Consider the following 19,718-nt stretch of genomic DNA (forward strand, 5'->3'; position numbering starts at 1 on the left):
TCGCCGCATGCCCATCCGCCAGCTTTCCGAAACGATGATCAACCAGATCGCCGCCGGCGAGGTTATCGAGCGTCCCGCGAGCGTGGTGAAGGAACTGGTAGAGAACGCGCTCGATGCGGGCGCGCAGCGCATCGAGATCGTCACAGCCGGCGGCGGGCTGAACCTGATCCGCGTCACCGACGACGGGTCGGGCATTCCGGAAAAGGAGCTTGCGCTGGCGATTGCCCGGCACTGCACCTCGAAGCTCTCCGACGACATCCACGACATCCGCTCCCTGGGCTTTCGCGGCGAGGCGCTGCCTTCGATCGGGTCGGTGGCGCGGCTGTCGATCCGCTCGCGCACGGCAAGCGGCGACAGCGCCGCGGAGATCGGCATCGAGGGCGGCCGCGTGTCCGGGGTGAAGCCAGCGGCGGCAAACCGTGGCACGACGGTCGAGGTGCGCGACCTGTTTTTCGCCACGCCGGCGCGGCTCAAGTTCATGAAGGGCGAACGGGCCGAGAGCTCCGCCACCAGCGATGTGGTGAAGCGCATCGCCATCGCCTTCCCCGCCGTGCGCTTCACGCTCGCCGGTCCCGACCGCTCGACGCTGGAGCTTCCGGCGACCGGCGACACGCCGGGGGGCCGGCTGGCGCGTGTCGCGCAGGTGATGGGTGAGGATTTCCCGGACAATGCCGTCGCCATCGACGCCGTGCGCGACGGCGTGCATCTTGCCGGCCACGTCTCGATCCCGTCCTACACGCGCGCCAACGCGCTGCAGCAATATGCCTATGTCAATGGACGGCCGGTGCGCGACAAGCTGATCGCCGGCGCGATCCGTGGCGCCTTCGCCGACGTGTTGCCGCGCGACCGCCACGCGGTGACGGTGCTGTTCCTGTCGCTCGATCCTTCGACCGTCGACGTCAACGTCCATCCGGCCAAGGCCGATGTTCGCTTCCGCGATCCGGGGCTGGTGCGCGGCCTGATCGTCGGCGCCATCCGCGAGGCGCTGGCGGGCGCCGGCATCCGTGCGGCGACTACAGGTGCGGCCGGCATGATGGCGGCGTTCCGGCCGGGTGCCGCGCCCTACGCCCATCCCGGTCCGGCCAATGGCCACCGCAGCTACGAGGCGTCCTATCGGGCATCGGGCTTCAGCGGCTTCGACCCGTCGCGCTCGCCGCAGCGGCCGCTGGACATGGGCGAAGCCCGGCCGCATCGCGGCGGCTTCGGCGAGCATGAACAGGCGGCGTTCGACACCGGGCCGCTGGCCAGCGCCGACGCCCGCGCCGGGACGGCGGAACCGGCGGAAGCGCTGCTCGGCATGGTTCTGGGCGCGGCGCGCGCGCAGGTGCATGAGAACTACATCGTCGCGCAGACCCGGGATTCGCTCGTGATCGTCGACCAGCATGCCGCGCATGAGCGGCTGGTCTATGAGGCGCTGAAGAACGCCCTGCATTCGCGGGCGGTGCCTTCGCAGATGCTGCTGCTGCCCGAAATCGTCGACCTGCCGGAAGACGATGCCGAGCGGCTGGCGATGCATTCCGAGACGCTGGCCAAGTTCGGCCTCGGCGTCGAGCGCTTTGGGCCGGGAGCGGTGGCGGTGCGCGAGACGCCGTCGATGCTCGGCGAAACCAATGTCCAGCAACTGGTGCGCGACCTTGCCGACGAGATCGCCGACCACGACACGGTCGAGACGCTGAAAGAGCGGCTGGACAAGATCGCCGCGACGATGGCCTGCCACGGCTCGGTGCGCTCCGGCCGCCTGCTCAAGGCGGAAGAGATGAACGCGCTGCTGCGCCAGATGGAGGCGACGCCCGGTTCCGGCACCTGCAACCACGGCCGCCCGACCTATATCGAGCTCAAGCTCGCCGATATCGAGCGGCTGTTTGGGCGGCGGTGATGAACACCAGCGACTCCCTTCACCAATTCGGAATCGTGCCCAAGGACGAGGATTTGCCCCGGGTCCGGGAGCTGCTGGCACGCGAAGCCGAACGCGAGCGGAACCACGAAGAGCGCGAGGGTGACTTGGCGCTGCTCTGCTGTGTCCAACTCTTCAGCAGGGGACTGGACGAAGACGTGCTGCGCATCTGGGATGCGAAGTCATCCGGCTTCGATCTGTTCAATTATCTCGATACCCAACTCCTTTGCGGCCAAGGCCTACAGCACACCAAGGACTTTCTGCGCAAACAGCCCGGCAAGCCGGCTCAGGATGCGCTTGCTTATCTGGAGGACTGCGAAGCGGCTGGCGATTTTGAGGATTTCTCCCCGCTGGCTCGTCTGGAGCACTACCGTAGCTACTTCGGATTGGTCTAACGCTTCAAATTCACCACGACCACGCCACCCAGCGCCAGCGCGCCGCCGAGGATGCCGAGCAGCGAAGGTATTTCGCCCAGCCAGAAGAAGCCGATCAGCGTCGAGGTTGGCGAGACGAGATAGAGGAAGTTCGAGGCGCGTGCCGCGGGCAGACGCGACAGCGCGGTCGCCCAGGCGGCGTAGGCGATCGCCGAGGGCACGATGCCGAGATAGATGACCGCGCCGAGGCCAGCGGCGTCGGCAACAGCGGCCTGCCTGAACGCCTCCGGCAGGAAGGGTAGCAGGCAAAGCGCGCCGAGCGCCATGTTGGAGGCGGCGATCGTCAGCGGGTGGTGGCGGGCAAAGAGCGGCTTCTGCACGATGGTGTTGACGGCCGCGCAGAGCGCCGAGCCCAGGATGAACAGCGCGCCGGGGTTGAAATGCAGCCCATGCCCGTCGGCCATGGCGATGATACCGATGCCGGTGAAGGAGATGAGCGTGCCGAGCCAGGCCAGGCGCGAGAAACGTTCGCCGAGCAGCGCCGTCGCCATGATGGCGGTGAAGATCGGGCTGACATTGATGATGAAGCTGGCAGCGCCGGCCGAGACGGTGAGCTCGCCGTAATTGATCATGACCGTGTAGAGGGCGACGAAGATGGCGCCGCCGAAAGCGAAGCGCCACAGCTCATCGAGCCTGGGCAGCGCCGGGCGCTTGACGGCGAGGAAGATCACCGCCGGGACCGCCGCGATGGCGAAGCGCAGCGCGCCCAGTTCCAGCGGCTGGAAGGCGCCAAGGCCGGCGCGAATCGCCGGAAAGGCCGAGGCCCAGCCGATCACCGTCAGCGCCACCGCGACGGTCGCCGTGGTGTCCATGCGCTGTGTCCCATTCAACGTGCCGGTGTAAGCGCTCATTGCCGTATCCTCGTCCTTCAATGCCATGACCGCACAAAACGCTATTAACCGTCGATTGACAAACGACCAATTCGAGGGTCAGCTGTGAGCATGGATCACAGCTCCGACCAGATACTGCCGCTGGAGACCTTGCGCGCCTTCGACGCGGCGGCGCGCACCGGGAGTTTCTCGGCGGCGGCCGAGAAGCTCAACCTCACCCATGGCGCGGTGAGCCGCCAGATCGCCAAGCTGGAGGACTGGCTGGGCCTGAAGGTGTTCGAGCGCAATGCGCGCGGCGTGACGCTGACGATCGAGGGCAACCGGCTGCATCTTCGGACAACCGAGGCCTTCGCGCTGATCTCGGTGAATTCCGATCGCTGGGTCGAGCCGCGCGGCACCGCCGTGGTGCGGCTGGCGTCGATCCCGTCGGTCAGCGGCTTGTGGCTGATGCCGCGCATGGCGGCGCTGGAAAACGACCCGACGAGGCTGCGCATCGTGCTCGACGTCGACAACCGCCAGGCGGACCTCGCCGACGAAGGCATCGACCTTTCGGTGCGCTGCGGGCGCGGCCGCATTCCGGGCCGCGTCTCGGTGCAGCTTTTCGAGGAATACATCTTCCCCATCGCGTCGCCGGAACTGGCGAAGGAGATCGGGCAAGGCGATCCCGCCCGGCTGCTCAAATTCCCGTTGATCAACGATTCGGACGCTTCCGGCTGGCGCGCCTGGTTCGCGGCGCGGGACATGGACTACCGCCCTCGCCCGCAAGACCGCCGCTTCGAGGATTACAACCTCGTGCTCGATGCCGCCGCGCATGGGCTGGGCATCGCGCTGGCGAGGCCGCCGCTGGTTGAGGACCAGATGGAATCGGGCCGTATCGTTACCGTCGACGAGCGCACGGTGCTCAATCCTGTGTCCTATTGGCTGGACCGCCCCGTCGGCCGGCCGCGCGCCGCGGCCGCCGACCTCGCCGGCCGCATTGCGGCACACGCGGGGCTGGCGCCGGAGAAGCTCGAGGCCTTCCTGCAGGACGACGACTAGACCACGTCCAGCACGTCAGCGCAGCAGCAGGACGACGATCGTGGTGGTCACGGCCGAGACGATGGCGGTGACCAGCGATACGGTCCACAGCGATGTCTGGCCAGGCTCGGAGCGCGCGGCGTGCCCCGCCGGCCGGATTGCCGTACCGCGCGGCTGCAGCGCGTTGCCATTGGCCGCAACCAACACCGTGGCTGGAGCAAAGGCTGGGGAAAAGGACGACGGCGCAGCCGCCGCCATTGGCCGTGCCGCGCTGTCGGCGAAAGCAGGCTGCTGCGCAACGAAGCCCCGCGTGGCCTGGTCGACATCTGAAGTCATCCTGGCGGCCGGCCCCCTTGCGGGCGCTTCGTCGGCGTCGACATCGGTATCCATCACCGCGCGATAGGCGTCCTCGACCGCCGAGGCCGGCAGACGCTGCGACGATTGCGCGGGCGCCCTGGCCAGGGAGCCGTTCAGGGCCTGCGCGGCGAACTGTGCGGATTGCACTGTCGGCGCCGGCGGCTGCACGAGCGCCTTCACCAGCGCGACGGTCGCCGGATCGGCTTTGGGCGACGGCACGGCCTGCGGCGTGAGCGCCTCGTTGAGCAGCGACGTCAGGCGAGCGGGAGTGATGTCCATGCCGACTCCTGGAAACGAAATACAGGCGAGCCATATTACATGAGCATTGCGTCAAGCTTGACCTCGCCCGTGATTTGTGGCGATTGAAACCGCGATGAAGCCAAGTGCAATGCCATGATGAACCGTTTCGAAGGCCCCGGCGGCAAGGAAGCGCGCATCCGCTATCTCGACGGCGACTTCCAGGTCACCAGTCCCGGCTCGTTCGTGCGCTGCGCTGTGACGGGCGAGAGCATTCCGCTGGACGAGCTCAAATACTGGAGTGTCGCCCGGCAGGAGCCTTATGTGAATGCCGAGGTATCGCTGCGCCGGGAAATCGAGATGCATCCTGAGCTGCGGAAGCGCGGGTAAAGTTCATAGGCAAAGCCCCCGCAGGTCTCCCCGCTGTCCTGCCCCACTTGGGGTGAAACCGGATGCGATTGCGGCTTCGCCAGCCGCCTCGTTGTTAACTGGCCGATACCACCTGCCGGTTCGCAAGGCGCACGGCCGAATCCGGGTCATGCGTCGGCAGATAGATCGTCGGGCGGCTTTGCGCGAAGGTCTTGATGGCGGCAAGCGTGGCTTTGGCGACCTCGCCATTGCCACCAACGCCGTCTGGAGTGCCTGAAAGCATGAGCGCCTGATTGTAGGAGGTGTCGCCGGCGAGAAAAACCGCGGTATCGCCATCCTGGACCACCACAGACATGTGGTTCGGCGTGTGCCCCGGTGTCGCCACCGCAACAACATCACCACCTTTCGTCAGGCGCAGGCTCTGATCGAACGGTCCGAATTGCTCATTGGGCAACTCGACTGGTGTTGGATCGAACCACTTCGGCCAACGCTGCGGAAGGTAGCCTCGAATCTGTCCGAGCAATCCGCGCGCCTGCGACAATTCTCCTGCCGGAACGATAATTTCGGTGTTCGGGAAGTGCGCCAGCCCTGCATCGTGATCCATATGCAAATGCGTGAGGACGACTTTCTTCACGTCGCGGGGACCGATCCCCAACGCGCGCAGCTGAGGCCCAATTTCCTGCTCGGGCTCGATCTGGAAGCCGACTTCCCATCGCACGTACGGATGGAGCGAGCGCGAGTGCTCCAACAGATGTGTCCCCTGGCCGCTGTCGACGACAATGACGCCTTCAGGGTGCTCGATCGCCCACGCGAATGTCGGGACCCAGTCGGTCCAGTTCGGGTCGAGTAAAATATCAATGAAGCCGTGGCCCCGGCCTTTGACCTGGGCGGTTTTGATTTTGACTGTCCCTGTCTGGATAGCGTGCATGCGCATCTGGGCTTCTCCTGAAAGCGTTGATGGACCCAAAATACGCGCCCCTCCGGATGAACGGAATTGTCCAAGCTTGTTCAGCAGATATACAAGAATGCATGGACAAGAATCCGAGTTGGGAACTGTACAGGTCATTTCTGGCGGTCCTGCGCGAGGGAAGCCTCTCGGGTGCGGCGCGCTCCCTCAACCTCACCCAGCCGACCGTCGGCAGGCACATCCGTGAGTTGGAGGCCACCCTCGGCATGCCGCTTTTCACGCGCGCCCAAGATGGCCTGAGGCCAACCGCGGCGTCTGTCATCGCGCAGCCGCATGCCTTGGCCATGGCCGCCGCCGCCGAAACGTTGCTGAGAGCGGTTTCAAGCAAGGCGGATCAGCCCCGCACAATCGTCCGCCTTGCGGCCTCGGAGATCGTTGCGACGGAGATTCTTCCGCCAATTCTTACTGAGTTGGAGCGGAGCCAGTCGGGTTTGGTCGTCGAGATCTCCGCTTCTGACCGGCTGGAGGACCTATTGCGGCGGGAGTGCGATATCGCCATTCGCATGGTGAGGCCGACGCAGGCCGATCTCGTCGCGCGCAAGGTGGGTCGCGCTCGGCTGGGATTCCATGCTCACATGAGCTACGTCGAAAAGTACGGCAAACCCGCCAATCTGCGCGAGCTGAACCGGCATAGCCTGGTGGGCTTCGATCACGAGACCTCTACCGCCCGGGCCGTGCGTCGGCTCGGTCTGCCATTGGGGCGGGACGACTTTAGGCTACGATCCGACAACACTCTCCTTCAGCTGGCGGCCATCAGGGCGGGATTCGGAATCGGAATCTGCCAACGCGCGGTTGTGCGCGAGGATGCCCGACTGGTGCATCTCCTACCTGAAGAATTTTCGCCGAGCCTCGACGTCTGGGTGACCATGCATCAGGACCTGCGCAACAGTCCGCCAATGAGATCGATGTTCGACCATTTGGTCGAAGCGCTGAAGCGTGTCTACGAATCGCGGTGAACTTGACGCAATGCTTCGAACTCACCCGCGCATCTTGCGCTGGCGCCAGGCGTCAAGCGTCTCGTGGATGATGCGCTCGGGCACGTGGTCGAGCTCGAAAACCGCATCGATGTCGAGCACGTCGAGAAGATCGAGGAACCCTGCGGGCGTCGCGCCATGGCGCAGGCGCGCGGCGTCCTTGGCGGTGGTGACGAGGCGCAAGCCTTCGCGTTGCGCCAGCGCAGCGAGATCGGCCAGTTCATCCGCCGCGTAGAAATGATGGTCGGGGAAGGCGCGCGACAGCACGACCTCGCCGCCCGCCCCACGCACCGTGTCGAAGAATTTTTCGGGATGGCCGATGCCGGCGAAGGCAAGGAAGCGGCCGCCGGCGAAGCGGGCCGGATTCTCCGGCTGGACATGCGCGAGAAAGATAGGCCGGCCGGCGCGCGCGGCCTGGCGCACCACCCTGTCGGCGGCAGTGCCCTCGCCCATCTTCAGCATGGCGCTGGTGAAGACCAGTTGATCGACGACCTTGGCCCTGAGCGGCCCGCCAGGAATGACGCGGCCATTGCCGATGCCGAAGCGTGCGTCGACCACCACAAGCGCGTAGTCGATGTGGATGCGCGCCGACTGGAAGCCGTCGTCCATGATCAGGAAATCGCAGCCATGCTCTTCCATAAGCAGTCTTGCGCCGGCGGCTCGGTTCGCTGTCACGGCGACCGGCGCGTGCTCGGCGAGCAACAGCGGCTCGTCGCCGACATGCTTGGCCGCGTCGTGATGCGCGTCGACGACATGCGGCTTGGCGAAGGAGCCGCCATGGCCGCGCGACAGGAAACCGGGGGTGAGCTGCATGCGCTTGGCTTGCCTCGCCAAGGCGATGGCGACCGGCGTCTTGCCGCTGCCGCCAACGGTGAGGTTGCCGACGCACAATACAGGCGCCGCGACCTTCTCGCGCGGCGCGTGGCGCATGCGACGTCCGGCGACCAAGCCATACGCCGCCGAGGCCGGCGACAGCGCCAGCACCCGCCAGTCCGGCTTCTGCCACCAGAAGGGCGGTGCTTCGCTGGTCATGGCGCCGGCTCCACGCGACCCGGTCTCGCGCATGATCCCTGCCAAAAACCGGGTTCGATTCCTGGGCTCATGCGCTAGCGCCCGCTTGCGCCTTTCAGGCGCGCCTTGACGACCAACGGCTGGATGTAGGGCTCGAGCGACTTAAGCGTGCGGGCGAGCGCGCCGCGCATCTCGTCGACAGTCGCGGCGCCGGCCGCGATCATTTCGTGACGCGCCGTCTCATTGCTCAGAAGGAAGTTGACGGCGCCGGCCAGCATGTCGCGGTCGCGCACCAGCTTGGCGCCGCCGCTGTCTAGCAGGCGCTGATAGGCCTCGCGGAAATTCTGAACGTTGCGGCCGGCAAGCACCGCCGTGTCGAGCATCGCCGGCTCGAGCGGATTCTGGCCACCCTGCGATGTGAGCGAGCGGCCGACGAAAGCGATTTCGGTCAGCCTGAGATAGAGGCCCATCTCACCGATCGTGTCGCCAAGCAGGATGTCGGTGTCGGGCAAAATGCGGTCGCCCTTGCTGCGCCGGGCGATCTTCAGGCCCATGCCAGAAATCTCGGCGGCAAGCGCGTCAGCGCGATCGGGATGGCGCGGGACGACGATGGTCAAGAGGCCAGGATGGCGCTTGTAGAGGCTGGCATGGACTTCCGCTGCGACGACTTCCTCACCGTCATGGGTGGAAATAGCAGCCCATGTCGGGCGACCGCCGATCTGCCGCTGCAAGGTCGCCAGCGCCCGCTCGTCCACCGGCGGCGGATTGGTGTCGACCTTCAGGTTGCCGGAGACCGTGACCGGCCGGGCGCCAAGCGCGCGGAACCGCTCGCCGTCGACATCCGACTGGGCAATGACATGGGCAAGGTTCTCGAACAGCGCCTCGGCGACGCTGGCGCGCTTCTTCCACGAGGTGAAGGAACGGTCGGAGAGCCGGCCATTGACCAGCACCTGCGGTACGTTGCGGGCGCCGAGCTCCAGGATGGTCATCGGCCAGATTTCCGATTCGGCGATGATCGCCAGCTCCGGCCGCCAGTGGTCGAGGAAGCGGCTGACCGCCGGCTTCAGGTCGAGCGGCACATATTGGTGGATGATGCGGTCGCCCAGCCGCTCGTCGGCGACCTTCGCCGAGGTCACCGTGCCGGTGGTGAGCACGATGTTGACGCCATAGTCGAGGATGCTTTCCACCAGCGGTACGACGGCGATGGTCTCGCCGACGCTGGCGGCATGGATCCAGATCACCGGCCCCTCGGGACGCGGACGTCCGGCGACGCCATAGCGCTCGCGGCGGCGGACGCGGTCTTCCTTGCCGCGCGAGGCGCGCCAGGCGACATAGGGGCCGATCAACGGATAGGCGGCGGCGCCGGCATAGCGGTATGCCGTCAGAGCCGCGCGCGCCCAGCGCTCGCTCATTTGCCGCCGTCCACGAGGCGATAGGCCTCGGCTGTCGCGGCGTTGAGCGAGGCGGTCACTTCCTGGCGCTTGCGCTCCATCTCGGCGTCATCCGCATTCGCCGGCACGAAGACAGGCGTGCCGACGACGACCGCGGAGCGGCCGAACGGCAGGTTGATGGTGGTCTTATCCCAGCTCTTCTCCAACACCTTGCGGCGGCTGGTGGTGATTGCGGCCGGCAGGATCGGCCGGCCGGAGAGCCTGGCCAGAAGCACGATGCCCAGGCCCGCGTCGCGTGGCGTGCCATGCGGGATATCGGCGATCATGGCGACGTTCTTGCCGGCGACCAGCGACTTCTTCAGCGCGATCAGCGCCTTGGCGCCGCCCTTGTCGAGATGCCTGGCATTTTCGCGGCCACCGGAGCCTCGCACCGCCTCGATGCCAAATTTCTCGATCATCAGCGCGTTGAGCTCGGCGTCGGCGCTGCGCGAGACCATGGCGACCAGCGGCCGGCCCTTCGGATAATAGGCCGGGGTCAACAGATGCTGGCCGTGCCAGAGCGCGATGATGCCGGGTTCGATATCCGCGTAGGTGCCGCCGGCGACCTGAGTCGATCCCTTGACCAGCGGACTGGTGATGCGCACCAGGCGCACGAACCAGGCGAACAGGCTGGCGATGAAATTCTTGACGAATCGCGACTGCGCCAATGGCTCGCGGATGCGCCGCCACAGAGTGCGTGTACCGCTGCGCCTGATGGCGGGGCTAGAGGCCCCTTTCACCGCTTCATGCTCCATCGGTCAACCGGCGGCCTTGGCGTCCGGGTCGAGAAGCCGGTGCAGATGAACGACGAAGTAACGCATATGGGCATTGTCGACGCTGGCCTGCGCCTTGGATTTCCACGCGGAAAGCGCGGATTGATAGTCGGGGTAGATGCCGACAATGTCGAGTGCGTCGAGGTCACGGAATTCGGTTCCACCCAGCTTTTTCAGCTCGCCGCCGAACACCAGGTGCAAAAGCTGTTTTTTTCCGTCTTCCACGGGCATGCCGATCCTTCGCGTATTCATGAATTTGTGAATGGTCTAGACCAAAGTAGAAGACTTTGGAACCATCGATGGGCTCACGCTTCGTCAAGTCCGGCAATGACGCCGGCAAGCACGCCGAGCAATTGGCCGCTGCCCGCGGCGAGCGCACCATGGTTGATCACCTCGCCGGCATAGCGCGGCGGCTTGCCGCTGCGGTCGAGCAAGGCGCCGCCGGCCTCGGCGAGAATCAGATCGGCGGCGGCGATGTCCCAGTCATGCGCGTTCGGCTTGACGAAGGTCGCGTCTAGCTTGCCGTTGGCGATCATCGCCAGCCGGTAGGCCAGCGAAGGAATGTAGGCAGCGCGCCGCAGCCGCCCCTGCAAGGGTTCCGGCAACAGGTCGACCAGCGGCTTCGGCCCGCCGATATCCACGGTCTCGCCGGGCGCCCGCACATGGATGCGCCTGCCGTTCAGCCAGGCGCCCTCGCCAGGCAGCGCCCAATAGGTCTCCTGCTTTGCCGGGCATTCGAGCACGCCGGCCAGCGAGCGGCCGTCCTCGACCACGGCGACGCTGACGCACCAGGAATGCAGTCCGTCGAGAAAACCGCGCGTGCCGTCGATCGGATCGACGACGAAGGTGCGGCGAGCGGACAGCCGGGCATGATCGTCGGCCGTCTCTTCCGACAGCCAGCCATAATCCGGACGCGCCTCGAGCAGGGTTTCACGCAGATAGGCGTCGGCGGCATGGTCGGCCTCGCTCACCGGCGAGGTGCCGCCCTTCATCCACACCTGCGGGTTGTTGCCGAAGTAGCGCATGGCGATGGCACCGGCCTCGCGGGCGGCGTCACGCAACAGCGCGAGGTCTTCGCGCGCCTCGCTCAGGGCAAGCTGGTCAAGCGCCGGCAAGTGTCATCCCTTCGATCAGGAGCGTGGGCGCGGCGGTGCCGAAATTGCGGTCGAGATCGCTGGCCGGCACCATGTTGAGGAACATGGTCTTCAGGTTCGAGGCGATCGTCACCTCGGCGACCGGATAGGCAAGCGCGCCGTTCTCGATCCAGAAGCCGGACGCGCCGCGGCTGTATTCGCCGGTTATCATGTCGACGCCCTGGCCGAAGACCTCGGTGACATAGAAGCCGCTCTTCAGCGAAGCGATCATGTCTTCCGGCGCCCGCTCGCCCGGCTCGATGGCGAGGTTGGTCGAGGACGGCGAAACGGAGGAGCCGCTGCGCGAGCCGCGTCCGTTGGTGACAAGCCCGAGCTCGCGCGCGGCCGAAGTCGACAGGAACCAGTGGTTGAGCACGCCCTTCTCGACCATGAGCAGCTTCTCGCCCTCGACGCCTTCGCCGTCGAAGGGACGCGAAGCCTGGCCACGGCGGCGAAGCGGTTCGTCGGTGACGGTGATCCCGGCCGAAGCGACCTTTTTGCCCATCATGTCGCGCAGGAAGCTGGTCTTGCGCGCCACCGCCGCACCGTTGATGGCGCCTGCAAGATGGCCGGCGATGCCGCGCGCGACGCGCGGATCGAACACGACGTCGACCGGCCCGGTCGCGGCCTTGCGCGCACCCAGGCGGCGTACGGCGCGCTCACCGGCCTTGCGGCCGATCTCTTCCGCCGGATCGAGATCGACAAAATGCTGGCGCGAGGAGAATTCATAGTCGCGCTCCATCGCCGTGCCTTCGCCGGCAATAACGCTGGCCGAGCGCGAGAAGCGCGATGCGATATACTGGCCGACAAAGCCGTGCGAGGTGGCAAGCACGAGGCCGCCCATGCCGGCGCTGGCGCCGGCGCCTGCCGAATTGGTGACGCCCTTGACGGCAAGGGCAGCGGCCTCGGCGGCGAGCGCCGCTTCCTTCAACTGGTCGGCGGACACCTCGGTGGGGTCGAAGAGGTCGAGATCGCGCAGGTTGCGGGCAAGCAGCGACGGATCGGCGAGCCCCTGGTACGGGTCCTCCGGCGAGACTTTCGCCATGGCGACGGCGCGCTCGGCAAGCGCCTTCGGATCGGAAGCGGCGGTGGCCGAAACGCTCGCCACACGCTGGCCGATGAAGACGCGCAGCGAGACATCCTCGCTCTCGGACGATTCGGTGCCTTCCACCTTGCCCAACCGCACCGACACTCCGGCCGAACGGCCACGCACCGCGACCGCATCGGCGGCGTCAGCGCCGGCGCGCTTCGCAGCCTCGACGAGTGCTGCGACGCGGTCGGTCAGTTTCGCTGCGTCGAGCGTGTCGGTCATGCGATTTGTCCTGTTCGTTCAAGCCATCCGGGAGGAAAGAGGCTGGCGCACCATCTGGGTGCTGCCGCACCATCTATTGTTCCAACACCGCTTGTGCAATGGGCGAAGGCCAATCAGGATGCCGCGACCAAATCGCCCCAACGCGGCCGTGACGGCCGCCTGCCACACCTTTGCCTGTTCGGAGTTCGTGCATGACGCCCTTCCATCTCGCCTTCCCGGTCCGTGATCTCGACGAAACCCGCGCTTTCTATGGCGAGGTTCTGGGTTGCGCTATCGGCCGTTCGTCGGCCACATGGGTCGATTTCGACCTCTATGGCCACCAGATGTCGGCGCATTTGCGGCCGCAGGCGACGGCGGCGGCGCGCGACGGCAAGGTGGACGGCATCGTCGTGCCGATCCCGCATTTCGGCGCGGTGCTGCTGATGGACGAATGGGAGCGGCTTGCGGCGCGGCTGGAGGCGCGCTCGGACATCGACTGGCTGGAGCGACCGATGGTCCGCTTCAAGGGCGAGCCCGGGGAACAGGCGACGCTGTTCATCCGCGACCCTTCCGGCAACGCGCTGGAGTTCAAGGGTTTCCGCTCGCTGGAGCAAGTGTTCGCGCACTGAGCGCGACAGTGATAGGCAGTCAGAAACGGTCCGCGGCAAATGGCGCCGCAAGCGGCGCAGCACGCCCGGCGATCAAGTCGGCAACAAGGCGGGCGGTGATCGGGGCCAGCGTCAATCCAAGGTGGCCATGGCCGAAGGCGTGGATAACGCCGGGGGTGCGTCGCGACGGCCCGATGACGGGGCGCGAATCGGGCAGCGACGGCCTGAAGCCAAGCCATTCGGAGGACGGCCGACCGAGATCGGGAAAGAACTGCCGCACACCGCGATCGAGCAGCGCCATCCGACGCGGATTGGGCGGCGCAGTCAACCCGCCGAGCTCGACCGTGCCGGCGACACGCAGCCTGCCCTCCATCGGCGTCATGTAGAAGCCGAGATCGACGGGGCAGACCGGCCTGTTCAGCAAAGGCGCGGCGGTCGGAAACTCCAGGTGATAGCCGCGCTCGGTGTCCAGCGGAATGCGGTCGCCGGCCTGGGCGGCGAGCGCGCGCGAGCGGGCGCCGGCCGCGATCACCACCTTCCGCGCTGTGGTGGCGATACCCGGGCCGCATAAACGAACACCACCGGTGTCCGCCGCTAGACCAGTCACATTCGCACGCACGAACTGGACACCCCGCGCGGTCGCGGCGGCGGCCAGCCGCGCCATCACCGTCCTCGGGTCACTGACATTGATCGAGTCCGGAAACAGGAGCCCCTGGGCTCGAAAGCCCGCCAGTCGCGGTTCCAGCGCGGCCACCTCCGCCGCGCTTAGAACCTGCTGGTGGACGCCAAGCTCGGCGCGCAGGGTTCGTCCGTCCGCCGAAGCGGCGAAGTCGCCTTCGCGGCGATAGATGTAGAGACAGCCATTGCGGCGCATCAGGTCCTGAAGGCCGGCCTCCTGGACCATTTCTCCCCAGGCAGGCAGGGCCTCTGAAAGCAGGTCGGCCAGCGCCAGCGCATTGGCGCGGGTGGCTGCCGGAAGCGACTGGCGGACGAAGCGCGTAAGCCATGGCGACAGTTGAAAGAGCGAAGCCCAGCGCAACGCGAAGGGGCTGTCACGGTCGAAGAGCAGCTTCGGCAACGCGCGCAGCACGCCCGGATTGCCGACCGGCATGCAGGCATATTCGGCGATCGTCCCGGCATTGCCGAACGAGGCGCCAGACCCCGGTTCGTTGGGATCGATCAGCAACACCTCCCGGCCCTCGCCCGCGAGCCGCAATGCAGTCGCCAGACCGACGACGCCCGCGCCGACGATGGCTATTTCGACCGACTTCGGCGCCGCCGACGGCGCAATTGCGGAAGGCATGATCAGACGAATCCAGGCAGTTGCAGGTGACCGGCGGCAAGCAGCTCGGCCATGGTCGTCAGCGCCGAGCGCAGATCGTCCTGCGAGCGCGCGGCACCGACATTGATGCGCACCCCGTGCTGCACCGGCTCGCGCCCGACCGCGAAGGCGTCGCCCGGCAGCACCGCAACGCCGCGCTCCAGGCAGGTGCGGGCGAAGCCGGCGCCGCGCCAGGGTTCAGGCAAGCGCAGCCAGGCATGCGTCGAAGCCGGATGGCTCTGGATATCGAAGCGGCCGAGAATCTCGCTCAAAATGGCCTGGCGCTGCCTCAGCTCCTGCTTCTGGATATCGATGATGCGACCGACCGTCCCTTCTTCGATAAGCCGCGCGCCGATCAGCGCCGTCAGCGGGCTGATGCTCCAGCAGTTGATGCGCAGCGCCGCCGCGACCTGGCCGGCGATAGGGCGCGGGGCGATGACGAAACCGAGGCGCAAGCCCGGCGCCAGGCATTTCGACAAGGCGCCGAGGTGGATCGTCAACTCCGGCTCGAGGCTGGCGAAGGATGGCGGCGGGTCGTCGGCCAGCGGCCGGTAGACGTCGTCCTCGAGGATCAGCACGTTGTGGCGCCGGGCGACGGCGGCCAGTTCGTGGCGGCGCTCCTCGCTCAGCGTGATCGTCGTCGGATTGTGCAGCGTCGGCACGAGGAACACCGCGCGCGGGCACAGTTGCGCGCAGGCGGCCTCGAAAGCGTCCGGCCGCATGCCGCCGCGGTCCATGGCGACGCCTCGCAAATCCAGCCCGTGCACGCGGCAGAGCGCATTGATGCCCTGATAGGTCACCTCGTCGGCCAGCACCACCTCGCCCTGCCGGGTGACGGCGCCAAGGACGCAATCCAGTCCGTGCTGGGCGCCGGCGGCAAGCACAACGCGCCCCGGATCGCCCTCGCCGGCGACGGTCTTGAACCAGTCGGCGACCGCCACGCGCCCCCAAAGCGGTCCTTCCGGAGGATGATAGTCCTGCAAGGAGGCATAGTGCCTGTCCTTCGGCAGGCGCGGCAGAAGCGCGGCGACCGCGTCGAGATAAGCGGTGGTGGCAGGCCGATTGACGGAAAGGTCGATGATGCCGCTCTGGTCGCTCGGCGCCGACACGAAGCCCGGCCGCTCGACGGCGTCACGAGCGGCAACGGTCGTGCCGCGCCCGGGCCGCGCCTCGAGCAGGCCCTGCTCCTGCAAGGTCGACAGGGCGCGGGTGACAGTCGTGACATTGATGCCGAGGGCGCGCGCGATTTCACGCTGCGGCGGCAGGCGCTCGCCGACCGCCAGCGTGCCGGCCGCGATGCGTTCCGCGATCGCGTCGGCAAGACGGCGGTAGACCGGACTTTCATCCTCCGCGAGGCGAAGATCTTGGAGCATACGGGATTCGATCTACGGCTGACGTCTCACTTGTCGGGCATCTAGCATAAGACATCGCCCCGTACAATAGAGCTTGTCTGACATACACTCGAGCCAAAATAATCACACAAGATCGTAAAAACCACCTTGACGGGCAAAGTTGTCCGCATCTATGGTCGATTTCAGGTTAATTGTGTGACCATACAAGTCGGACGGCCCGTCAGATCGCGAGCCTGTTTCCGGGAGGACGAGGCATGGATCGCAAGCCCCAAGTCGAATCGACCGGCCGCACCCGGGACTGCGGACAATGAGCGCCAGCCAAGTCGTATCGCCGGCCGTCGCCGCGCTGGCCTCGCCAGCGGCTGCATCCGGTCAGGGTTTCGTCCAATTCGCCGACGTCGAGAAATCCTATGACGGGCGCACCTTCGCGGTGACGCGGATGAACCTCACGGTCGCACGGGGCGAATTCCTGACGCTGCTTGGCCCTTCCGGTTCCGGCAAGACGACAACCCTCAACATGCTTGCCGGCTTCGAGCGGCCGACGCACGGCACGATCACGCTGGAAGGCCAGCCCGTCGACCGGCTGCCGCCCTACGAGCGCAATATCGGCATGGTGTTCCAGAACTATGCGCTCTTCCCGCACATGACGGTCGAGGAGAATGTCGGTTTCCCGCTCTCGGTCCGCCAGACGGGCAAAGCCGACATCGCGGCCCGCGTCGCGAAAGCGCTCGACATGGTGCGCCTGCGTCAGTTCGGCGACCGGCGGCCGACGCAGCTTTCCGGCGGCCAACAGCAGCGCGTGGCGTTGGCCCGTGCCCTGGTGTTCCAGCCGAGCCTGGTGCTGATGGACGAGCCGCTCGGCGCGCTCGACAAGAAGCTGCGCGAGCATATGCAGCTCGAGATCAAGCAGATCCACACGATGCTCGGCGTCACCATCGTCTATGTCACGCACGACCAGAGCGAGGCACTGACGATGTCCGACCGGGTCGCCGTCTTCAACAATGGCGACATCTCCCAGCTCGGCTCGCCCGACGATCTCTACAACACCCCGCAAAGCTCGTTCGTGGCGAGCTTCATCGGCGAGAACAACACGCTGGAAGGCGTGGTCGACCGTATCTCGGGCAAGGAGTGCCGCGTGCGGCTGAATGGCGGCGGCGAAATCACCGCGCTGGCCATCGGCGTCGCGCAAGGCAGCGCCTGCCATGTCGCCGTCCGACCCGAGCGGCTGGCTCTCGCACCGGCCGCGGCCGGCGGCAATGCGCTCGCGGCGACAGTCGGCGGGCGTATCTATCTCGGCGACCACCTGCGCCTCCTGGCCAGGCTCGCCAACGACCAGGTGCTGACCGTGAAGGTCGGCCCCGAGGCGACGATGGCGAACGGCGAGGCCGTGACGGTCTCCTGCGCGCCCAACGATTGCCGCGCCTTTCCGGCCGATGCCGGAACGGGCGGCGCAACTTCAAAACAGGGGAAGTCGAAATGACACAGATCAGAACACGCCTACTCGCGCTCGCGGCCGCCACGGCCTGCATGACCATCGCCGGCGCTGCCTTCGCGGACGAACTGTCGATCATGGCGAGCGGCGGCGCCTGGCAGGACGCGCAGCGCAAGGCCTGGTTCGAGCCGTTCAGCAAGGAGACTGGCGCCAAGATCCTTGAGCAGGAATATCTCGGCGATCTCGGCAAGGTCAAAGCCATGGTCGAGACCGGCAACGTGCCGATCGACCTGGTGACAGTGGAGACGGCTACCGTGTTGCAGGGCTGCGACGCGGGCATCCTCGAACGGCTCGACTATTCCAAGATCGGTCCGCGCGACAAGTTCATCGAGGGCTCGGCTCTGGATTGCGGCGTCGGCCTCGATGCCTACGGCGACATCCTCGCCTATGACCCGACCGTGCTGAAGGAGGCGCCGACCTCGGTGCTCGACCTTTTCGACACGACGAAGTTCCCCGGCAAGCGCGCCATGCGCAAATTCCCGGCACAGAACCTCGAATGGGCACTGATGGCGGACGGTGTCGCTCCGGCCGACGTCTACAAGGTGCTCGCCACGCCGGAGGGCGTCGACCGAGCCTTCAAGAAGCTCGACACCATCAAGAAGGACATCGTGTGGTGGGATGCCGGCGCGCAGCCGGCGCAGCTTCTCGCCTCCAAGGAAGTGGTGATGACCACCGCCTGGAACGGCCGCATCCAGAACGCCATCGACACCGATAAGAAGCCGTTCAAGATCGTCTGGAACAACCAGATCCTCGAATACGACATGATCAGTATCCCGAAGGGCGCGCGCAATCCTGAGCTTGCCTACAAGTACCTTGCCTATATCAGCAAGCCGGAGAACAACGCCAAGCTTGCCAGCTTCATCACCTACGGCCCGGTGCGCACCGATGCCGCGTCCTTCGTGGCGGCGGACGCCCTGCCGAAGCTGCCCAACGCTCCGGATCACCTGAAGGGTGCCTATCTCGTCGCCAACACCGAGTTCTGGGGCGACTACGGCGAGGATCTCGTCAAGCGCTTCAACGCCTGGCTGGCACAGTAGGAGCCGGCATGTCGGCGCTCCAGCCCAGCGAACTCGACCGGCCGACGCTGGCCCGCGACCGGTCGGCCGCCGATGCGGATCTCAAATCCGTGTCGGCGGCGCTCCGCCGCGCCGAATTCGGCGACCGGCTGCGCACGCTGCTGCTGGCGGCGCCCCTGCTCATCCTCCTGGCGCTGAGCTTCGGCATCCCCATCGTGCTGTTGCTGTCGCGTGCCGTGTACGATCCGACAATCGCTGATGCCCTGCCAAAGACAGCCGTGGCGTTGAGCGGCTGGAACGGCCAGGGTCTGCCCGGGGACGACGCGTTCGCTGCCCTGGCTTCGGACCTCAAGAACAACCAGGCCAAGGGCACGGCATACGAACTGGCCAAGAGCCTCAACGCGCGCATGCCCGGCGCGCGCAGCCAGGTGCTGAAGACGGTGCGCAAGCTCGAGAACGCCGATGGCCAGGCCGCGCTCGACGCAGTGAAATCTGTACCGTTCTGGACGACGCCATCGACTTGGCCGGCAATCCAGAGCGGCACGAGGAGCTTGACCTCCTTCTATCTGCTCAGCGCGCTCGACCTGCGCTGGAACGCCGATGGCGGCATCGAGCGTGTGCCGCCGGAACAGGCGATCTTCGTGCAGGTTTTCCTGCGCACCTTCTTCGTCGCCGCCTCGGTGACACTGGCGACATTGATCCTCGGCTTTCCGCTCGCCTATCTCATCGCCAATGTGCCGAAGGGCCTGGCTGCGGTGCTGATCGTCGCCGTGCTCCTGCCGTTCTGGACATCAATCTTGGTGCGCACGGCCGCCTGGACGGTGCTCCTGCAGAAATTCGGGCTGGTCAACGATTTCCTGCTTTGGCTCGGCATCGCCAGCGACCGGCTCGACCTGATGTACAGCCGCATCGGGCTGATCATCGCCATGACGCATATCCAGCTGCCGTTCACGCTGCTGCCGATCTACAGCGTCATGCGCACCATCCCGCCCTCGCAGATGAAAGCCGCCTATTCGCTTGGCGCCAGGCCGTTCACAGCCTTCCGCCGCGTCTACATCCCGCAAGTTTTCCCGGGCGTCATGGCCGGATGCCTGCTCACCTTCATCCTGTGCCTCGGCTATTACATCACGCCGGCACTGATCGGCGGCGCCAGCGACCAGCTCATCAGCAATTTCATCGCCAACTACGTCAATGTCGAACTGAACTGGGAGA

Annotated in this window: 20 protein-coding genes; 9 read left to right on the forward strand and 11 right to left on the reverse strand. The window is 66.3% G+C overall.

Annotated features, from left to right (window positions below):
- Positions 1-7: 7 nt before the first annotated feature.
- Entirely contained in the window at positions 8-1,876 is a 1,869-nt protein-coding gene (gene mutL / locus Q0L57_RS21620) for a DNA mismatch repair endonuclease MutL (protein ID WP_296745096.1), read from the forward strand.
- Complete coding sequence (locus Q0L57_RS21625; RefSeq protein WP_296745077.1) at positions 1,876-2,289, forward strand: hypothetical protein; 414 nt, start codon at positions 1,876-1,878, stop codon at positions 2,287-2,289. The genes mutL and Q0L57_RS21625 overlap by 1 nt, the downstream gene beginning before the upstream one ends.
- Here the strand turns inward: Q0L57_RS21625 and Q0L57_RS21630 are convergent.
- Positions 2,286-3,179, reverse strand: coding sequence for a DMT family transporter (locus Q0L57_RS21630; RefSeq protein WP_296745078.1), 894 nt, complete (start codon positions 3,177-3,179; stop codon positions 2,286-2,288). The two genes, Q0L57_RS21625 and Q0L57_RS21630, sit on opposite strands and share 4 nt — an antisense overlap.
- A 90-nt stretch (positions 3,180-3,269) precedes the next feature.
- Between Q0L57_RS21630 and Q0L57_RS21635 the strand changes: the two genes are divergently transcribed.
- A complete protein-coding gene (locus Q0L57_RS21635) occupies positions 3,270-4,196 on the forward strand; it encodes a LysR substrate-binding domain-containing protein (RefSeq protein ID WP_296745079.1) in 927 nt (308 codons plus the stop codon).
- Positions 4,197-4,211: 15 nt separating this feature from the next.
- Here the strand turns inward: Q0L57_RS21635 and Q0L57_RS21640 are convergent, their stop codons facing one another.
- Positions 4,212-4,811, reverse strand: a complete 600-nt coding sequence (locus tag Q0L57_RS21640) for a hypothetical protein (protein ID WP_296745080.1) — start codon at positions 4,809-4,811, stop codon at positions 4,212-4,214.
- 114 nt (positions 4,812-4,925) lie between these two features.
- Between Q0L57_RS21640 and Q0L57_RS21645 the strand changes: the two genes are divergently transcribed.
- Positions 4,926-5,159: a DUF2093 domain-containing protein gene (locus tag Q0L57_RS21645; RefSeq protein ID WP_296745081.1), complete on the forward strand. Its 234-nt coding sequence runs from the start codon at positions 4,926-4,928 to the stop codon at positions 5,157-5,159.
- 94 nt (positions 5,160-5,253) lie between these two features.
- Here the strand turns inward: Q0L57_RS21645 and Q0L57_RS21650 are convergent, their stop codons facing one another.
- Entirely contained in the window at positions 5,254-6,072 is an 819-nt protein-coding gene (locus tag Q0L57_RS21650; protein ID WP_296745082.1) for an N-acyl homoserine lactonase family protein, read from the reverse strand.
- A gap of 95 nt (positions 6,073-6,167) precedes the next feature.
- Between Q0L57_RS21650 and Q0L57_RS21655 the strand changes: the two genes are divergently transcribed.
- Complete coding sequence (locus Q0L57_RS21655; RefSeq protein WP_296745083.1) at positions 6,168-7,061, forward strand: LysR family transcriptional regulator; 894 nt, start codon at positions 6,168-6,170, stop codon at positions 7,059-7,061.
- 21 nt (positions 7,062-7,082) lie between these two features.
- Here Q0L57_RS21655 and lpxK read toward each other — a convergent pair whose 3' ends face one another.
- The 6 genes from lpxK to Q0L57_RS21685 all read right to left on the reverse strand — a co-directional run bounded on the left by lpxK (position 7,083) and on the right by Q0L57_RS21685 (position 12,738).
- Positions 7,083-8,111: a tetraacyldisaccharide 4'-kinase gene (lpxK, locus tag Q0L57_RS21660; RefSeq protein ID WP_296745084.1), complete on the reverse strand. Its 1,029-nt coding sequence runs from the start codon at positions 8,109-8,111 to the stop codon at positions 7,083-7,085.
- Between the two features lie 74 nt (positions 8,112-8,185).
- Positions 8,186-9,502, reverse strand: a complete 1,317-nt coding sequence (waaA, locus tag Q0L57_RS21665; RefSeq protein ID WP_296745085.1) for a lipid IV(A) 3-deoxy-D-manno-octulosonic acid transferase — start codon at positions 9,500-9,502, stop codon at positions 8,186-8,188.
- A complete protein-coding gene (locus Q0L57_RS21670) occupies positions 9,499-10,275 on the reverse strand; it encodes a lysophospholipid acyltransferase family protein (RefSeq protein ID WP_296745086.1) in 777 nt (258 codons plus the stop codon). Before Q0L57_RS21670 ends, waaA begins: the two co-directional genes overlap by 4 nt.
- Before the next feature lie 3 nt (positions 10,276-10,278).
- Positions 10,279-10,524 carry a DUF4170 domain-containing protein gene (locus tag Q0L57_RS21675; RefSeq protein ID WP_296745087.1) on the reverse strand — a complete coding sequence of 82 codons (246 nt, stop codon included), beginning with the start codon at positions 10,522-10,524 and terminating at the stop codon, positions 10,279-10,281.
- A gap of 74 nt (positions 10,525-10,598) precedes the next feature.
- The gene (locus tag Q0L57_RS21680; RefSeq protein WP_296745088.1) at positions 10,599-11,408 is read right to left on the reverse strand and encodes a 3'(2'),5'-bisphosphate nucleotidase CysQ; all 810 of its coding nucleotides are present in this window, start codon (positions 11,406-11,408) and stop codon (positions 10,599-10,601) included.
- Positions 11,395-12,738 carry a TldD/PmbA family protein gene (locus tag Q0L57_RS21685; protein WP_296745089.1) on the reverse strand — a complete coding sequence of 448 codons (1,344 nt, stop codon included), beginning with the start codon at positions 12,736-12,738 and terminating at the stop codon, positions 11,395-11,397. The genes Q0L57_RS21680 and Q0L57_RS21685 overlap by 14 nt, the downstream gene beginning before the upstream one ends.
- A gap of 191 nt (positions 12,739-12,929) precedes the next feature.
- On the opposite strand from Q0L57_RS21685, the gene Q0L57_RS21690 reads away from it, so the two are divergent.
- The gene (locus Q0L57_RS21690) at positions 12,930-13,346 is read left to right on the forward strand and encodes a VOC family protein (protein ID WP_296745090.1); all 417 of its coding nucleotides are present in this window, start codon (positions 12,930-12,932) and stop codon (positions 13,344-13,346) included.
- A gap of 19 nt (positions 13,347-13,365) precedes the next feature.
- On the opposite strand, the gene Q0L57_RS21695 is transcribed toward Q0L57_RS21690, so the two are convergent.
- Together Q0L57_RS21695 and Q0L57_RS21700 are read right to left on the reverse strand one after the other, a co-directional pair.
- Entirely contained in the window at positions 13,366-14,628 is a 1,263-nt protein-coding gene (locus Q0L57_RS21695) for an FAD-dependent oxidoreductase (RefSeq protein ID WP_296745091.1), read from the reverse strand.
- Positions 14,629-14,630: 2 nt separating this feature from the next.
- Positions 14,631-16,019 carry a PLP-dependent aminotransferase family protein gene (locus Q0L57_RS21700; RefSeq protein ID WP_296745092.1) on the reverse strand — a complete coding sequence of 463 codons (1,389 nt, stop codon included), beginning with the start codon at positions 16,017-16,019 and terminating at the stop codon, positions 14,631-14,633.
- A gap of 286 nt (positions 16,020-16,305) precedes the next feature.
- Here Q0L57_RS21700 and Q0L57_RS21705 point away from each other — a divergent pair, with 286 nt between their 5' ends.
- The 3 genes from Q0L57_RS21705 to Q0L57_RS21715 all read left to right on the forward strand — a co-directional run.
- Positions 16,306-17,478: an ABC transporter ATP-binding protein gene (locus Q0L57_RS21705; RefSeq protein WP_296745093.1), complete on the forward strand. Its 1,173-nt coding sequence runs from the start codon at positions 16,306-16,308 to the stop codon at positions 17,476-17,478.
- The gene (locus tag Q0L57_RS21710) at positions 17,475-18,527 is read left to right on the forward strand and encodes an ABC transporter substrate-binding protein (RefSeq protein WP_296745094.1); all 1,053 of its coding nucleotides are present in this window, start codon (positions 17,475-17,477) and stop codon (positions 18,525-18,527) included. Before Q0L57_RS21705 ends, Q0L57_RS21710 begins: the two co-directional genes overlap by 4 nt.
- Before the next feature lie 8 nt (positions 18,528-18,535).
- The coding region (locus tag Q0L57_RS21715; protein ID WP_296745095.1) for an ABC transporter permease at positions 18,536-19,718 on the forward strand (1,183 nt) is incomplete at its 3' end.

Source organism: Mesorhizobium sp. (genome assembly GCF_024509055.1).
Taxonomy (GTDB): domain Bacteria; phylum Pseudomonadota; class Alphaproteobacteria; order Rhizobiales; family Rhizobiaceae; genus Mesorhizobium.

What these genes read in the sequence shown, in the direction of transcription:
- Q0L57_RS21630 (WP_296745078.1), bottom strand. Translation starts at nt 3,179, where the DNA reads ATGAGCGCTTACACCGGCACGTTGAATGGGACACAGCGCATGGACACC.
- Q0L57_RS21635 (WP_296745079.1), top strand. Translation starts at nt 3,270, where the DNA reads ATGGATCACAGCTCCGACCAGATACTGCCGCTGGAGACCTTGCGCGCC.
- Q0L57_RS21705 (WP_296745093.1), top strand. Translation starts at nt 16,306, where the DNA reads ATGAGCGCCAGCCAAGTCGTATCGCCGGCCGTCGCCGCGCTGGCCTCG.
- Q0L57_RS21650 (WP_296745082.1), bottom strand. Translation starts at nt 6,072, where the DNA reads ATGCGCATGCACGCTATCCAGACAGGGACAGTCAAAATCAAAACCGCC.
- Q0L57_RS21690 (WP_296745090.1), top strand. Translation starts at nt 12,930, where the DNA reads ATGACGCCCTTCCATCTCGCCTTCCCGGTCCGTGATCTCGACGAAACC.
- Q0L57_RS21645 (WP_296745081.1), top strand. Translation starts at nt 4,926, where the DNA reads ATGATGAACCGTTTCGAAGGCCCCGGCGGCAAGGAAGCGCGCATCCGC.
- Q0L57_RS21640 (WP_296745080.1), bottom strand. Translation starts at nt 4,811, where the DNA reads ATGGACATCACTCCCGCTCGCCTGACGTCGCTGCTCAACGAGGCGCTC.
- mutL (WP_296745096.1), top strand. Translation starts at nt 8, where the DNA reads ATGCCCATCCGCCAGCTTTCCGAAACGATGATCAACCAGATCGCCGCC.
- Q0L57_RS21625 (WP_296745077.1), top strand. Translation starts at nt 1,876, where the DNA reads ATGAACACCAGCGACTCCCTTCACCAATTCGGAATCGTGCCCAAGGAC.
- Q0L57_RS21655 (WP_296745083.1), top strand. Translation starts at nt 6,168, where the DNA reads ATGGACAAGAATCCGAGTTGGGAACTGTACAGGTCATTTCTGGCGGTC.
- Q0L57_RS21675 (WP_296745087.1), bottom strand. Translation starts at nt 10,524, where the DNA reads ATGCCCGTGGAAGACGGAAAAAAACAGCTTTTGCACCTGGTGTTCGGC.
- Q0L57_RS21670 (WP_296745086.1), bottom strand. Translation starts at nt 10,275, where the DNA reads ATGGAGCATGAAGCGGTGAAAGGGGCCTCTAGCCCCGCCATCAGGCGC.
- lpxK (WP_296745084.1), bottom strand. Translation starts at nt 8,111, where the DNA reads ATGACCAGCGAAGCACCGCCCTTCTGGTGGCAGAAGCCGGACTGGCGG.
- waaA (WP_296745085.1), bottom strand. Translation starts at nt 9,502, where the DNA reads ATGAGCGAGCGCTGGGCGCGCGCGGCTCTGACGGCATACCGCTATGCC.
- Q0L57_RS21695 (WP_296745091.1), bottom strand. Translation starts at nt 14,628, where the DNA reads ATGCCTTCCGCAATTGCGCCGTCGGCGGCGCCGAAGTCGGTCGAAATA.
- Q0L57_RS21685 (WP_296745089.1), bottom strand. Translation starts at nt 12,738, where the DNA reads ATGACCGACACGCTCGACGCAGCGAAACTGACCGACCGCGTCGCAGCA.
- Q0L57_RS21700 (WP_296745092.1), bottom strand. Translation starts at nt 16,019, where the DNA reads ATGCTCCAAGATCTTCGCCTCGCGGAGGATGAAAGTCCGGTCTACCGC.
- Q0L57_RS21710 (WP_296745094.1), top strand. Translation starts at nt 17,475, where the DNA reads ATGACACAGATCAGAACACGCCTACTCGCGCTCGCGGCCGCCACGGCC.